This window comes from Rhodococcus sp. JCM 9793, from assembly GCF_055380405.1.
Map to the genome: position 1 here is coordinate 83,517 of NZ_AP043719.1, position 13,295 is coordinate 96,811.

15 protein-coding genes are annotated in these 13,295 nt (G+C 63.7%); 11 read left to right on the forward strand and 4 right to left on the reverse strand.

Features of this window, described 5'->3' with window-relative positions:
• The first annotated feature begins 12 nt into the window (after positions 1-12).
• The 8 genes from ACZ46K_RS01170 to ACZ46K_RS01205 all read left to right on the forward strand — a co-directional run bounded on the left by ACZ46K_RS01170 (position 13) and on the right by ACZ46K_RS01205 (position 7,465).
• The gene (locus ACZ46K_RS01170) at positions 13-627 is read left to right on the forward strand and encodes a hypothetical protein (protein ID WP_054810638.1); all 615 of its coding nucleotides are present in this window, start codon (positions 13-15) and stop codon (positions 625-627) included.
• Between the two features lie 19 nt (positions 628-646).
• Complete coding sequence (locus ACZ46K_RS01175; protein WP_464743385.1) at positions 647-1,261, forward strand: RES family NAD+ phosphorylase; 615 nt, start codon at positions 647-649, stop codon at positions 1,259-1,261.
• Between the two features lie 281 nt (positions 1,262-1,542).
• Entirely contained in the window at positions 1,543-1,848 is a 306-nt protein-coding gene (locus ACZ46K_RS01180) for a hypothetical protein (RefSeq protein WP_054807454.1), read from the forward strand.
• 194 nt (positions 1,849-2,042) lie between these two features.
• Entirely contained in the window at positions 2,043-2,348 is a 306-nt protein-coding gene (locus ACZ46K_RS01185; protein WP_054807453.1) for a hypothetical protein, read from the forward strand.
• Between the two features lie 84 nt (positions 2,349-2,432).
• Positions 2,433-3,029: a hypothetical protein gene (locus ACZ46K_RS01190; RefSeq protein ID WP_464743387.1), complete on the forward strand. Its 597-nt coding sequence runs from the start codon at positions 2,433-2,435 to the stop codon at positions 3,027-3,029.
• Positions 3,030-3,060: 31 nt separating this feature from the next.
• Positions 3,061-3,384 carry a hypothetical protein gene (locus ACZ46K_RS01195; protein ID WP_464743389.1) on the forward strand — a complete coding sequence of 108 codons (324 nt, stop codon included), beginning with the start codon at positions 3,061-3,063 and terminating at the stop codon, positions 3,382-3,384.
• 240 nt (positions 3,385-3,624) lie between these two features.
• Positions 3,625-3,987, forward strand: coding sequence for a hypothetical protein (locus tag ACZ46K_RS01200; RefSeq protein WP_464743391.1), 363 nt, complete (start codon positions 3,625-3,627; stop codon positions 3,985-3,987).
• 3,046 nt (positions 3,988-7,033) lie between these two features.
• Entirely contained in the window at positions 7,034-7,465 is a 432-nt protein-coding gene (locus ACZ46K_RS01205) for an alpha-hydroxy-acid oxidizing protein (protein ID WP_464743393.1), read from the forward strand.
• Between the two features lie 11 nt (positions 7,466-7,476).
• Here ACZ46K_RS01205 and ACZ46K_RS01210 read toward each other — a convergent pair whose 3' ends face one another.
• Positions 7,477-8,052, reverse strand: a complete 576-nt coding sequence (locus tag ACZ46K_RS01210) for an IS630 family transposase (RefSeq protein WP_464743395.1) — start codon at positions 8,050-8,052, stop codon at positions 7,477-7,479.
• Positions 8,031-8,558 (reverse strand): winged helix-turn-helix domain-containing protein, encoded by a 528-nt coding sequence (locus ACZ46K_RS01215; RefSeq protein WP_464743397.1) that lies wholly within the window; start codon positions 8,556-8,558, stop codon positions 8,031-8,033. Before ACZ46K_RS01215 ends, ACZ46K_RS01210 begins: the two co-directional genes overlap by 22 nt.
• Positions 8,559-9,488: 930 nt before the next feature.
• Here ACZ46K_RS01215 and ACZ46K_RS01220 point away from each other — a divergent pair.
• Both ACZ46K_RS01220 and ACZ46K_RS01225 read left to right on the forward strand, forming a co-directional pair.
• Positions 9,489-9,998: a MarR family transcriptional regulator gene (locus ACZ46K_RS01220; protein WP_054807477.1), complete on the forward strand. Its 510-nt coding sequence runs from the start codon at positions 9,489-9,491 to the stop codon at positions 9,996-9,998.
• Positions 9,999-10,177: 179 nt separating this feature from the next.
• Positions 10,178-10,444, forward strand: a complete 267-nt coding sequence (locus ACZ46K_RS01225; RefSeq protein ID WP_464743399.1) for a DUF6461 domain-containing protein — start codon at positions 10,178-10,180, stop codon at positions 10,442-10,444.
• Positions 10,445-10,681: 237 nt separating this feature from the next.
• On the opposite strand, the gene ACZ46K_RS01230 is transcribed toward ACZ46K_RS01225, so the two are convergent.
• Both ACZ46K_RS01230 and ACZ46K_RS01235 read right to left on the reverse strand, forming a co-directional pair.
• A complete protein-coding gene (locus tag ACZ46K_RS01230; RefSeq protein ID WP_054807479.1) occupies positions 10,682-11,026 on the reverse strand; it encodes a hypothetical protein in 345 nt (114 codons plus the stop codon).
• Positions 11,023-11,262 carry a hypothetical protein gene (locus ACZ46K_RS01235; RefSeq protein ID WP_464743401.1) on the reverse strand — a complete coding sequence of 80 codons (240 nt, stop codon included), beginning with the start codon at positions 11,260-11,262 and terminating at the stop codon, positions 11,023-11,025. The genes ACZ46K_RS01230 and ACZ46K_RS01235 overlap by 4 nt, the downstream gene beginning before the upstream one ends.
• Positions 11,263-11,631: 369 nt before the next feature.
• Between ACZ46K_RS01235 and ACZ46K_RS01240 the strand changes: the two genes are divergently transcribed.
• Positions 11,632-13,254 (forward strand): IS1634 family transposase, encoded by a 1,623-nt coding sequence (locus tag ACZ46K_RS01240; RefSeq protein ID WP_054811009.1) that lies wholly within the window; start codon positions 11,632-11,634, stop codon positions 13,252-13,254.
• Positions 13,255-13,295 lie beyond the last annotated feature (41 nt).

Here is a 13,295-nt window from a genome sequence, read left to right on the forward strand (position 1 = left end):
CACGGAGGGGACATGGACCACAAGACCGCCGACTCGGGCTACGAGTCCGACCCGCAGCAACGCCACACCCACGTGAGCGACCACGAGTTCATCGCGCGCATGCGAGCCGAGCTCAACAGCAGGCCGAGCATGCGACTGGTCGCCAACAGGATCACCCACATCATGCTGGCCGGACAGATCGCCCAGGACGACCCGATCCTCGAGCTCATCGACTCGGACAACATCCTCGACGAGAAGGCCGTGCTCAGCGACGCCGTCGAGTACATCCTGTCGTTCCCGCACCTGTCCGCCAAAGACGTTGCCGATCGCTACGACAAGACCTGGGCCAACCCCAGCGACGCACTACGCAAACTCAGCACCAAAGGTGAGGTCATCGGCCTCAAGCGCGGCGGGAAGTTCCGGTATCCGGAGTTCCAGTTCTCCCTGTCCGATGAGGCGAACCAGATAGTGCGCGACGGCAATGTGCGTCTCGGTGCCCGGGACGATCCATGGGGTGTCGCGTCGTGGTGGCTCTCACCCAACCCATCGACCCGAGACCGCAAGTCCCCGGCCCAATTGCTGGACGAGGGCTCTTTCGAGACGGTGCGCGCGTTGCTGCACGCCGAGATCGACGACGACGTTGCCTGACCGGCCAGCACCGGCGTCGGTGGCCGCGCATGTCGGGACGCTCGCCGCAGGAACCAGGCTGTGGCGCATTCACTCCGGCGCACCGGACCGCGGCGCGCTGACCCTGAATCCGACTCCCGCGGGGGCAGGAGGTGGACGGTTCGACTCCTCCGACGGGTCCTACCTCTACAGCTATTTTGGGGAGGACATCTCCACCTGCATCGCGGAGACCTACTGCCGGTCGTTGCCGCTGGATGACCGCGTTCCGCGAATCCTGCGTAGGGCCAAGCTGGCTGGTCGGGTCCTGTCCCAGGTCACCGTCACCGATGATGTCCCCGTCGCATTGGTGCACGGCTCGCATCTGGCGGCGATCGGACAGGACACCTGGCTGACGAAATGCGATCCGGTCGACTACGGGACCACCCGAGGCTGGGCGACAGCCATCCTCCGCGGGACCGACAGCATTTTCGGGCTCAAATACCGGGCACGCAACGACGAGGACAGGTTTTCCGTCGTCATGACGATCAGACCTGGTGCCGACGTGGAGCTGCGTGATCTGATGACCGTGTCGCAGGGTCCGATCAGGCTCGATGACCGAGCTGGGTTGGAGTTGGTCAGATCCCATCTTGCGATATACAACGCCACTGTCATCTGAGCTTCGAGCGGACTCGGAGATGACGTGTATGGGTTCAATCATGTTCGGCTCATCCCCATCTGGCGTTCTGCGGATACGCCTCGCTCCCGACGGAAAGCACGCTCCGTACTCGTTCCGATAGAAGCATTGTTCAATGCAGCCATGTCGGGTCGAGAACCCTTCCTGGTGGGTCTTGGTCGCGGTGCTGGTGGGTAGCGGTCGATCATCCTGTTGAACATTGCGGAGAAGGGTGCGGACGCCGAAATCCAGGAATCGCGCACGGCGTGTGCGGATCACGGGAAGTGGGTGACAATCTGGTCGATTCTGCGCACGAGTGGGCCGATGACAACGACCTGTGCCAGAAGTTCGACCAGTTCATGGAAAGCCAAGGCCTGCCGGGTCGTGAGCGCGAGTTCACGGTCAGTGTCTCGGTGTCACTGACCGTGAACGTGGACCTTCCGCTGGCTGCCCGATCCGAGCAGGCCGCACGAGATGAGCAGTTCTGTATCTCGGATCTCGAGAATCTGGCGGCGGAGCGGGTGTCCCGTGACGGCGTGTACGCGGTGACCGTCGACGACTGGTCTGTCTTCGAGGTCGAGCCGCGCTGAGCGGCGGGACCTGAGTGCGGTGGGGCAGGGAAGCGATCGTCTCGCCCCTGCCTCACCGGTGGGGCGGACGGTCCACCGTGCGCCTCCGCACACGTCGGGATAGCCGCGTCCAGTACTGCTGTGGCAGAGCCACTTACGACGATTCCGCACAATCTTTTTCGATCATGTGATCGACACACGAGGAGACCCACAATATGACGACCTTCATGACCCCTATCGCGCAGGCCGAGGCACAGGGAACCCACTACATCGAAGAGGCGCGGGTGTACCTGATGCGTGATCTCGACGGGGCCGACAGGTGGGTCATCGACCCGACCACGTTCGGTGATGCGTTGTTCTCGGAGTACGACTACGAACCCCAGAACCCCGAGTGCCTGTGCGGGCGTCCCGACGACTGCGCTGCCACCGTGGAGCGGATGAAGGCGATCGACCTCCCGAACGGCGAGGAGCTGCTGCAGATGCTCGCCGATGCGCTCGGCTACACGGTCAGCAAGCCCTGATCTGCCGGTCGGTGGGGCCGCGTTCTGGCCCCACCGCCCCACCGACCCGGTGTTCCCTACCCGACCCAAGAGAAGGACCTGAGCATGACTTCGACCTCCCCGTTCGCTGATGTCCGCACCCTCGCTGACCTGGCCGCTGTCCGCGACGTACACGCCTCGAACCACCCTGATCCCTCCATCTGCCTGGATCCGCCTGCCGCGCGCGCTGTGCGGGCCTGTGAGGCGCTTGTTGCGGTGGTGCCGTACGGCGAGCGCACCCACACCGACACCGACGACCTCGAGTCCGTGTTGGCCGACCTCGCGGGCGACCTGCGGCACCTGGCCGACCAGCTCCGCCTCGACTGGCACGACATCGACCGCCGCGCCCAGAGCTACTACGGCGACGAAACCGGTCGTGACCATGACACCGAACCCGCCGTGACACCCGAGGTGGAGATTGCGGCTGTCAGGGATCCTGACGGACCGACCAGCTTCGAGTTATTTGTCGATGGCACGCCCGTGGACGCGACCGAGTACGTCATCGATGCCGGTGCGGGCTGGGGGTGGGAGGAATGGAAGGAAACCCGCGATCACAACCTGGCTGCGGCGTCGCCCGCCGTACGGGCGGTGTTGCTCGCGCGTTACGTCGACCCGCCCGGGGGCAAGTACGTCGAGGGTCGTGACGACGAGCCGTGGCTGTGACGCCGCACTGACGATGACGGGAGACGAGACGATGACCGACACCGACTTTGCCGCCGAACTCCAGGCTGCGTGCGACGTGGACGACCTCGCTGCGTTGTGTGTCCGGCACGCGGATGCACCCCTTGCCGACACAGCGAGTGGTGCGGAGCAGCGGAACGCTCTGCGCGGTCTGCTCGCAGCGTCCGGTGTGGTGCCGTACCTGCGGCGGTGCCGGACCACCGACGATGAGTTCGAGGCGCAGATCGCGGAGATGGTCTGCGATCTGCGGCATCTGGCCGACGCGCTGAAAGTGGACTGGGGCGAGGTGGGGGACCGGGCGGAGTCCAACTACGCGGCCGAGATGCGCGGAGTGTAAGCGGCACCTCCCGTTGTACTGACCACCACTGTAGTGGTGGTCAGTGTGCGTTGCGGGGCTGTGTCGGTGCCCCGCAGAGTGATCCGGCACTGTATTATCGACTGAGAAGTGAAGCAGTACAACACAAATCGCAAGATTCACTGTTGGCGCCAGTGCCCTCTGTGTCGGTCGGCGCGATTCGCCCGATTCGCGCTGTGGGGGTTGGCGGCGCACGCAATGTGAGACAAGGGGAGAGATGTGATGATCGCTGAAGCACGGGACCTCGAGCGGGTCCTCGGGGGTCTCAACGCGCTTTACGTGGGGGAGGAACCGAGTGCCACGCGCCGCGCGGAGAACTCTGCGAGAGCAGCGCACCGCAGTGGGGGAGTGCCGGGCCGATCGGACCTGAGGGCGGAGGTCATGAGGGACGGGCTTCCGTCTCGTGGGGTGTGGTCGATGTCGGTCGGCGAGTGCACGGCGAGTGCTGAGTTTGCAGGCGGTGCGGCGGTGTGGCGTGTCGTTGCGCACGGTGCGGCTCCGCGGGTGTGTGCGCGTGGTGTTGCGGAGACGATGGGTGAGGCGAAGCGGGTGGCGGAGGTGGCGTTGCGGCGGTGTGCCGACTGACCGGGAACAGAAAGGGGTGAGCCCGGCTTTATACGGACGCTGTCGGCACGTTCCGGTTCCCCGTGAAGGCAGCGGACGGGGGGAGAGCATCACGGCGAGCCAGGACCTTCCAGTAGAGGGTGCTCATCGAGCGTCCGCTCGACATCATCGAATATCTGTGTTGCATTGGGGTGGAACGCTTGTCATCGATTCTGCCAGTTTCGAACGAACGGTCCCCGCGGCGTTGCTGCCGGTCATTGATCACTCGTGGCACCCCCTCGTACCGTCAGGCCTGCTGGTGGGCACGGCTCACATGCTCGCCGCATCAGATCCCGCGCCGGGGCAGGCAGGTGTGACGGTGCCCGCCTGCCGAGCTGGTCGCCCGGAACCGGATGGGCCGGCGGACACCGTCGGGAGAAGGCGTCGGCGTGGTCGACGGACGTTCCCGGATCGGATGAACGCCCTGATTCGGAGACGGCTTATGTGTCGAGGAATCCCGCGCCGGAGAGGAGAGCGTAGGTATGCAACGGTGCGCACCGGCCGGATCTTCGGTCATACAGGCACCGATGCCGCCGTGGGTCTCAGTGGCGTGAGAACGTGTCGGCCCACACCGTAGCGCGCGGTGACCACGCGGCCGTCAGAAGCGAACCATCATCTCGTCCGCCCCTCGGGCGCCCAGTTGCGGGATGACTGCGCCTCCGTCTCACACGCCCCTCGGGAGCGTCGTGGTGGTCGCTGCGCAGATCCGAGTTCGCTGCGCCCGACAGGTGCGCCAGTAGTGGGACGGCACTCGGCAGGGTGCGATGGTGACGACGTTGCGATCTGCACGCCGCGGCGGACTCGCGTGTCGAGGATGCCGCGACGCCCGGCGGTGGCATCATCGCATCCGAGAGCATCATGTACCGAGCGGAAGGCCACACCCCACCCATGGATCATCGCAAGACACGAGGACGCGACCGCCGCGTCGATCCACGTGATCGACAGCATGCTCCCGGCGAGACGTCGGCGCAACGGTCGGCCGCAGGGTCCCGCACGACCGAGACGATCCACCGCGAACTGTTCTCGGATTACGAGTCGACGGTGTATTCATCCTCCTGACGAGAGCGCTGAACGTGTCGGAATGGACGATCAGTGAACGTGCCTGTTCCGCGGTGATCAGCCCGCCCGAAGCAACTCGACGACGGCGACTCGGGTCGAGCAGCCCTCTTTCCGGGGTGAGGGGGAACAGCGTCGTCGCTGACGTCCTCTCGTTGGAGTCGTGTCGTCGAATGGTTGCGCACAGCGCTGGGAGGCGTTTGCCTCGGTGAACGTGATTGCCGATCATTGTCCGGCGGGAAGAACAAGACGATACGCCCGCATCCTGTCCTTGGCGGTGACTCTCGGTGGCGCAACCACTTCCCATGGTGCGTTCGGGACCGCAGCGCGGCGAGCTGTTCGGCTGGTCGACGGGACTCTCGGACAACACCACCGGTGAGGCTCGAGTCCGACAGCGGTGAGGGGCCCGAGCATCGCGGTGGGAACAATCACCGTGCACGATGAGAGATACCGTCACGAACAGTCAAGTAGAACAATGCGTTTCGGATTCTCCCCAGATGCGCTGGTGCGGTGACGGCTGTGCCGTTCGATGCACTCGTGCGCCGCCGCACGCACGTATTGCGCCCATGTTCCGTGCGCCGCAGGTAGTGTCGCGCCTGGCGGGCCGCGGCACGTGCACGCGTCCAGGTCCACCGTCTGATCGAACCGTACGCGGCCCGCCTCACCCGTGAAGCAGCTGCGGTTGTTGATCCTGATGGTGCTCGCGGACGGCGACGAGAATAGCACCGTTGCTTCATGCGGACATGCGCCCGTGCATCTGACAGGTTGGCGGAATGGGTGTGGTGGCGTCGGTCACGGGGGCCGCGATCTTTCTTCGAAGTCGAAGTCGAAGTGCGGTACGTGCCGTGCGCGAGCCGCCGACGCGACGTGCGCCCTGCCGGTGAACATCATGTCGCACAGCGGAGGTTCTGTGTTCGGTGAGTACTTCTGTCGGCCTCGCCCTCGAGCTCGAGTGCGGCCCCGGAGCGAGTATGCAGTGGTGACCTTGCCGCGACGGCATCCGCCGAATCTTTCCGCCGGAAAGAGTGCACGTCATTTTTCGAGCGCGATCGGCCGGCGCAGGTGTGGTGATCGTGTTGCGTCGCGGCACGTCGACCACCCTGCGGCGCCGCGGCGCGTGCGGAAGGTGTCTGTTTCGTCGGTGATCCGGTGAGCGCAGTCGTCAGGTCATGTACCGACGAGCAGGTGCCCCCTGGGCCCGCGCTGCGCGCCCTCGCACCCCGGGGAAGGGTGGTCTACGAATCCTTCCGGCCGCCCTTCGATGAGATCGCTGTGATCGTCGAGGAGTTGGTGGAACCACTACTGTTGACGGTGAACAAGATTCGATCCGGTACGTACACTTCTCTGCGGTCCGGCGCCCGGTGGCCGCAGCTCATCTCCGGGATCGGGGTGGGGCGCCGCGCCCGCTCCCGGCCTCTGCTCGACGGCGCGAGCTCTTCGTTCGGAGCTTGTGGTTCGGTTGTCCGAGCGTGGTGAGGCAGGAGGCCCCGCCGCCGGGGTGGGGACCGGGGCGGCGGGGCCGGGTTCACCGCGCGGGGGGTCGCGGTGAACCAAGGGTCGCCCGACAGGAATGTGGGGATACCACCATGGATGATACTGCACCCGTGGACCTGTCGGAATGTCCGGCCCGGTTCGGGACCCGCGTGGGCGTGTGATCGATGTCGGTGTCCGAGCTCTCGTGTGCACGCAGCTGTCAGCGTTTCCGGCGGAACCGCTCTGCCGAGGCGAGCCTGGGTCACCGTCGGCGAACGTTTCCGGCGGAAACTCCTGTCCTCCACCCGGCAGTGCCTCTGCTCCGAACGTCACACCGGGCCGCACAGCACCGCGGCGACACTGAGGATCGGGCGAGCCTGGTCGGCAGTGTTGACCCCATTGAGTGTGACTCTTGACTTCGCGATGACTACCTCGCTCGGTCTGCGACTGTGTCACGGCCGCAACGGTTTCGGGTGCCCTGTTCGGAGCCCGTATCGTCATGGCGTCGAGGCCGGTCCTCGTGCGCAGCAGGTACACCACCGCGACCGGAGGACTATCTGTGGTTGCAGACGCAGGACCGCAACGTCCTTCAGCGGATCAACACCCGGATCGCCGAGATCGCCCACCTCGACACCCTGCCCGCCCCCACCCCGGCTCCCGGCTCCCGGCTCCCGACACCGACGACCTCCACGACGCGACCGCGTTGGTCACCATCGACCAGTGTGCCTTGGTCAATCTGTACGGGCTGGCCGTAGGCGGTGAAGCCGGCGTGCGACGAGCGCCCGACATTCTGCAGGACGAGACCGAGAACGCTCTGGGTCTGCTCCGTTACACCAACGTCGACCAGGTCAAGCGGAGCTGCGTCGTCCTGCCGCATGAGCGTGGCGGACTCCGGTGCACGAAGTTGTCCTACAGAGGTTTCGGTAATTGAGTTAGTGGTGGTCACAGGGAAAGCCCGGTGTGATCGAGGAAGCCGTGGCACAGGTCGTAGTTCGACCCGATCCGGACCAGCCCGGCCTCGGTCGCCACACGGACTTCGTCGAGGACGTCGGGGCAGAGATTGGCCAGCTCGGTGGATTTCATATTGCCCCAGACCTGTTCGATCGGGTTGAGTTCGGGCGCATAGGCAGGGAGCCGTTCGACGTGGAGCCAGTCGCGCTGGGTCGCCACCCATGCCTTCATCGCTGCAGACCGGTGAGCCATCAGCCCGTCCCAGATCACGATGACCTGCTCCCCAGCGAAGTGGGCGCGGAGTTCGGTGAGGAACTCGATGAGCTTGTCGGTGTTGTACGAGCCGTCGGTCATGGAGAACACGAACGCGCTCTCGCTGCGGTCGGGTCGATAGGCCAGGACTCCGGCCATGGACATGCGTTTCCAGGAGAATCGGTGATGCAGAACAGGTGTCACGCCTTTCGGCGCCCAGGTTGCGCGGACCACAGGCAGCAGCGACACACCGCTTTCGTCCTGGAAGCAGATCCACGCACCTCGACGCCGCGCTATTTTTTTATCCGCGGCCACTCGTTCTCGCGCCAGGCGACAATGGCGTCCTCGTCGCGTTCGACTGCCCGCCGTGCGGGTCGCTGTCGGCTCCAACCGAGCCGGGTTCGTAGGATCGTCCACGTCTGCGTGGGGCCGTAGGTCACGCCGGTGAGTCGCTCGATCACGATCGCGACCCGGCCCAGGGTCCATACTCCGGTTGCGAAGCCGTGGGCTTGGGGTCCTTTGAGTAGTTCCTCTCGGATCACCTCGATCTGGGTGTCGTCGAGGCGGGGCCGGCGTCCTGCCCGACCTGCTCCTTCAAGTGCCTCGTTGCCCCCGTCGGTCCACTGCCGGTGCCAACGTGAGGCGGTCTGCTGGGAGACCTCCAACTCGACCGCGACATCGATCTGGCGTCGCCCTGCGGCGAACATCTCTGCGGCCCGCATCCGTCGGTCACGCAACGCGTCGAGATCACGACGAGTGCCGCGTTGCTTGACTTTCCGGGCGTCGGACTCCTCGCCGGAACCGGTCTTCTTCCCTGCCATTCGTCAATGATCAAGCAGCACGGTGCGAATCACGCGCAACGACACGCCCTATTACCGAAACATCTTTTAATGTGAGCTTTTGCAGGCACGTCCGTCGATCACTCGCGAGATCGGCTCTGCTTCTCGACGTCTCCGACGCGATGCAGCGGTACGACTTGGACGAAGTGGCGGATACCGGTCTGGGAGAATTATGGCGGAAGCTGTCCTCATCTTACCGCGTACGCCACCTGCAGCCCCTCTGGTGAATGACAGACAGGCCCCGTCGACACGATCGAGAAGCTCACCAAACTGCTCCACGGGGCCGCTCTGACCCCTCACGGACTCACCGCACAAGTCTGGTTCGTCGGCATCGACTCCTGCGCCCAACTCGGCTGGGCTATCGATCCCGGCATCGAAGACGACGTCGATGATCTCGAACAGCTACGCCAACGCGCCGCAGAAGAACTGAACCACACGATCGCGACGACCCTGCCTCCACTCATCTCTGAGTGCTGGGAACTACGCGGAGACCTAGGCTGCATCGCGCACCTCGAACGCCAAAGAGCAGCGCTCCAGGTGCCGGCCCTCAACTCCTTGGATGCCCGGATTGGGCGGAGAACGACGTCGTTCCCCAAAGGGCCGGTCTGTAAGGGTCCGGTCTCTCACTCTCTCCCTAATCACGCATCTCAAATCGGTCAGAGCGCGGCATGGGTTTGTCGATCGCCCTGTTGAGGTGGCGAAGTGTGGTCTTGGCTCAGGAAAACCGTTGAAAAATGCCTACAGGCGGTTTATGACGACAAGGCCGGCAACGAGCCCGATATACAACCGAGAATGCAGTTCAAAGCACCAACTCTATCCATGGCTGTAGTACTCAACTGATGACAGGCCGGTTCCACCGAATGCATCACTGCCGGACTCGGTCCTTCACGCCGTTGAATGTATCATCAGTGTATGACATCAGGCATCCACAGCCGTGACGGACGGAAGCTTCGTGCGGAGAGAACTGGAGCGGTCCAGGTCATAGAGACACAGTTGGCGGTGCTTGTGAGGCTGTTGGACCATCAGAGTCGAAGGGCGATCACCTACAAGGAGATGGACCGAGCGAGTTATCTCATTGCGCGCGCCCTCGATCGCGTCGCTCCCGTCAGCATCCACAACTTAGCGAAGACGCTTTCTCTCGAGCCCACGACTGTGACACGGAAGATCGCTTCGATGGAAGCGGCCGAGTTGATCACCCGGTCGACGTTTGCCGAAGACAAGCGGGTTTCTCTCATTCAGCTGTCACAGATCGGGAGGAAGAAGATGGAAGCGGTACGCGACCTGCGGCAGCGGCATAATGAGATTCTCTTGAGCGACTGGCCAGTAGAAGAACTCACCACTTTCGGGGAGCTCATGCGGCGATACAACGACTGTATCGACCACAACGCAAGACAGCCGGTCGAGAAGAATCAGTTCTACTAGCCGTTCTCCAGCGAGTTATTCTTGTGAGGGATGCATCTGAGCCGGACTGGAAGAGACGATAACACTGGTAGGACCGACTGATATGCCCCGAGTTCCGTGGAGCCGAGTTACCGGACTTCAGGCTACAGGTTGAATGGACTGATGGAACACTTCGAACTCTATAGGAGTGCGCATACCGAGTGCCGAGTAATGATCAGAACCTGTGGATCCCGGGAGGGCGCGCCTTCCCGGAAGATGATCTGCAAGGAACCCGAATTCTGATCAAGACCAGCGTTGGCGCGCTGGCGGGAAGGCACGCCCGTGCTCACGGTGGTGAGGGTCCCTTGCCGGACGGCAGGTTCCATGTGATCGAGGCATCGTTCGCGATGGCGGCGAACTTTACCGGTGTGCAGATCACGCCGGAGTTCTTGTCCACGGCGACCTTTTTCGTGGGTAGCGCCGACTGATACGGAGTGAAGTAGCCCTGCCGGGTGTCAGGCGACACGCGACGAGCAGGATCCACAGGATTTGACTATTCCTCTACCGAGTGCAGAGTGTCGTCTTTGACGGTTGTGGAAGATCTCGAGGTAGTCGAAAATCGCGTTGCCAACTCGATCCGCGTTCTCCCATCTTCCGATTGAGCAGCTCTGTTTGCATTCTTCCCCAAAATGATTCGATCATCGCATTGTTGTAGCGTTGGACGGCTAATCGCCGCCCAGATCTCGGTGATTGCGGTCGGAATGGTTCATCGTCGGGGGCGGATCACGGCGAAGCCGTCGCAGTGGTTCCTCGTTTCGGGTCACCCTGCCGGCAAGCTCTTCGACGACGATGCGCAAGTGTGCGACTTCGCTGGCCAGGCCGGTCGAGGTGCGAGCCTCGGTTTGCCGGGTGCGGTGTTCGTCGCCGGCAGCACGCAACTGAGTGTCGCGGTAGAGCGTCGCCCGCGCGACCTGCGCCCGTTTGGCGACGGCAGTGAACGTGATCGGCTCGCCCACGGCGGCGAGCTCAGCGTCGACCCGCTCGACCCTGACCAGGGCGTACTCGCTCATCCGGCCGTCGATTCGGAGATCAACACCTCGAGTCGGGACACGAGAGCGCGATGCCGCTCCGCCTCCTCGATCCAGCCACGCTTCTCTGCCTCATCAGCGAGGTCCCGGGCGTCGACACATTGCGCTACCAGGACCGCGGGGTGGGTGGAGCCGGTGTGGAAACTCGGATAGTGCTCGCAGATGTTGGCATACGGGCACGAGCCTTGCGCGGGCGCCTGCAGGCAATACTGGGACACCACTCGACAAGATCACGCTGTGTCCCAACCGGATCGGATTCACCAAGACAGCGCGCATGCTTATGCAGTTCTAGCTTGCGGGCTGCTACTGAGCAACCTTGAGAAACTGGAGCCACCGTCCGACAACGACCACGAGATCGCCAGGTTCCGGTACTGTTCGAGCGGTCCGGCGGTCTCGGTGAGATCGTGATGCCCCCTCGATGCGCTCCATACGCAACGCTCCCAAGCCGGTCTGCGCACACATGCCGGACTCAGACCTGACTTGGCTCACTCCAGACCACAAATCCTGATCGCAGGGCTGTGACCAGGCTCTTCTCGATTCTGAATGGCTGAGTTCACGCACTAACCGAGCCCGTCTACGCTCATCGAGTGGCGTTCATCAGGCGAGTCCGCACCAAGTCCGGAGCCACCGCCGTGCAGATCGCCCGCTACAGCGGTGGCCGGCAGGAAATCGTCAAACACATCGGGTCCGCCCACACCGACATCGAACTCGGCATGCTCCTCGAACGCGCTCGAGCCTGGCTCGAACCCGACCAACAGGCCCTCGACCTGGGCATCACCCCACAACTGCCCGTCGAAAGCGTTCTTCCCACCGGGCAAGCAACGCTGCTGCCGACACCGATCGACGAGCAACAACCGGTGCTCGATGCGCCGGGCCGGACCGAAACCACCGCGTCGGTGTTGCTCCGGGAAGCCCTGCACACCGCCTACGACCAGCTGGGATTCGACCGAATCCACGATGAGGCCTTCCGGGACCTGGTGATCGCCCGCATCGTCGAACCCGGGTCGAAACTCGATGCCGGCCGAGTCCTGCGTGACCTCGGCGCCGCCCCACCGAGTTACGCCACCATCAAACGCCACCTGCGCTCGATTCTCGACAAGGACTACCGGGCCGTCATCGCCGAGCGGTGCTTCGCCCACGCCGCCGACACCGGCGGTCTGTCCTTGCTGCTCTACGACGTCACCACCTTGTACTTCGAAGCCGAAAAGGAAGACACCTTAAGGAAAGTCGGCTACAGCAAGGAACGACGCGTCGACCCGCAGATCGTCGTCGGGCTTCTGGTGGACCGCACCGGTTTCCCGCTGGAAATCGGTTGCTTCGAAGGCAACCACGCGGAAACCCACACCATCGTGCCGATCGTGCGTCAGTTCCAGCAGCGCCACGACCTCACCGGTGTGGAGATGGTCGTCGCTGCTGATGCCGGGATGCTGTCGGCGTCGAATCTGACCGACCTCGATGAGGCAGGTCTGAAGTTCATCGTCGGCTCCCGTGTCACCAAAGCGCCCGGTGATCTTGCCTCGCACTTTCATTGGCACGGCAATGCTTTCACCAATGGTCAGATCGTCGACACGATCACCCCCAGACACGGCCGCTCGAAGGTCAACAATGTCCGCAAACGCGCCGAACCCGTGTGGGACCCGGTCGCGCATCCGAACGCGTGGCGGGCGGTGTGGCAGTACTCGACCGCCCGGGCGGCGCGGGACGAGAAGACGTTGAACGCGCAGGAAGCCCGCGCCCGGGCCGTCGTCGACGGCGGTACACCGCCGAAGTCGACTCGGTTCGTCAAGACCACCGCGCAGGGCCGCAGCCTCGATACCGCGTCGCTCGAGCGTGCTCGATCCCTCTCGGGATTGAAAGGGTACGTGACGAATACTTATGCCTCACTGATGGATCCGTCTGAGGTGATCGCGAAATATCATGACCTGTGGCATGTGGAGCAGTCGTTTCGGATGTCGAAAACAGATCTGCGGGCCCGGCCGATCTTTCATCGCACGAAGGATTCGATCGAGGCGCATCTGACGATCGTGTTCGCGGCGTTGGCCGTCTCGCGTCTGGTTCAGGAACGTACCGGGTTGGCGATCGGCCATGTCGTCAAGAAGCTGCGCCCGTTGCGTTCGGCGACGATCGCGATCAACGGCACCCGGCATACGTTCCCGCCGCAGGTCGAACCCGAGATCCGCGAGATTCTGAATCGGATTTCAGGCCGGTGACTCACGCACTAACGAAATGAGCCAACCCAGGTCAGACCCAG

Bases quoted from the DNA above. Each gene is read 5' to 3' on its own strand.
- ACZ46K_RS01220 (WP_054807477.1), top strand. From the start codon at position 9,489: ATGACATCAGGCATCCACAGCCGTGACGGACGGAAGCTTCGTGCGGAG.
- ACZ46K_RS01215 (WP_464743397.1), bottom strand. From the start codon at position 8,558: ATGGCAGGGAAGAAGACCGGTTCCGGCGAGGAGTCCGACGCCCGGAAA.
- ACZ46K_RS01170 (WP_054810638.1), top strand. From the start codon at position 13: ATGGACCACAAGACCGCCGACTCGGGCTACGAGTCCGACCCGCAGCAA.
- ACZ46K_RS01205 (WP_464743393.1), top strand. From the start codon at position 7,034: ATGGCGTCGAGGCCGGTCCTCGTGCGCAGCAGGTACACCACCGCGACC.
- ACZ46K_RS01185 (WP_054807453.1), top strand. From the start codon at position 2,043: ATGACGACCTTCATGACCCCTATCGCGCAGGCCGAGGCACAGGGAACC.
- ACZ46K_RS01230 (WP_054807479.1), bottom strand. From the start codon at position 11,026: ATGAGCGAGTACGCCCTGGTCAGGGTCGAGCGGGTCGACGCTGAGCTC.
- ACZ46K_RS01200 (WP_464743391.1), top strand. From the start codon at position 3,625: ATGATCGCTGAAGCACGGGACCTCGAGCGGGTCCTCGGGGGTCTCAAC.
- ACZ46K_RS01190 (WP_464743387.1), top strand. From the start codon at position 2,433: ATGACTTCGACCTCCCCGTTCGCTGATGTCCGCACCCTCGCTGACCTG.
- ACZ46K_RS01195 (WP_464743389.1), top strand. From the start codon at position 3,061: ATGACCGACACCGACTTTGCCGCCGAACTCCAGGCTGCGTGCGACGTG.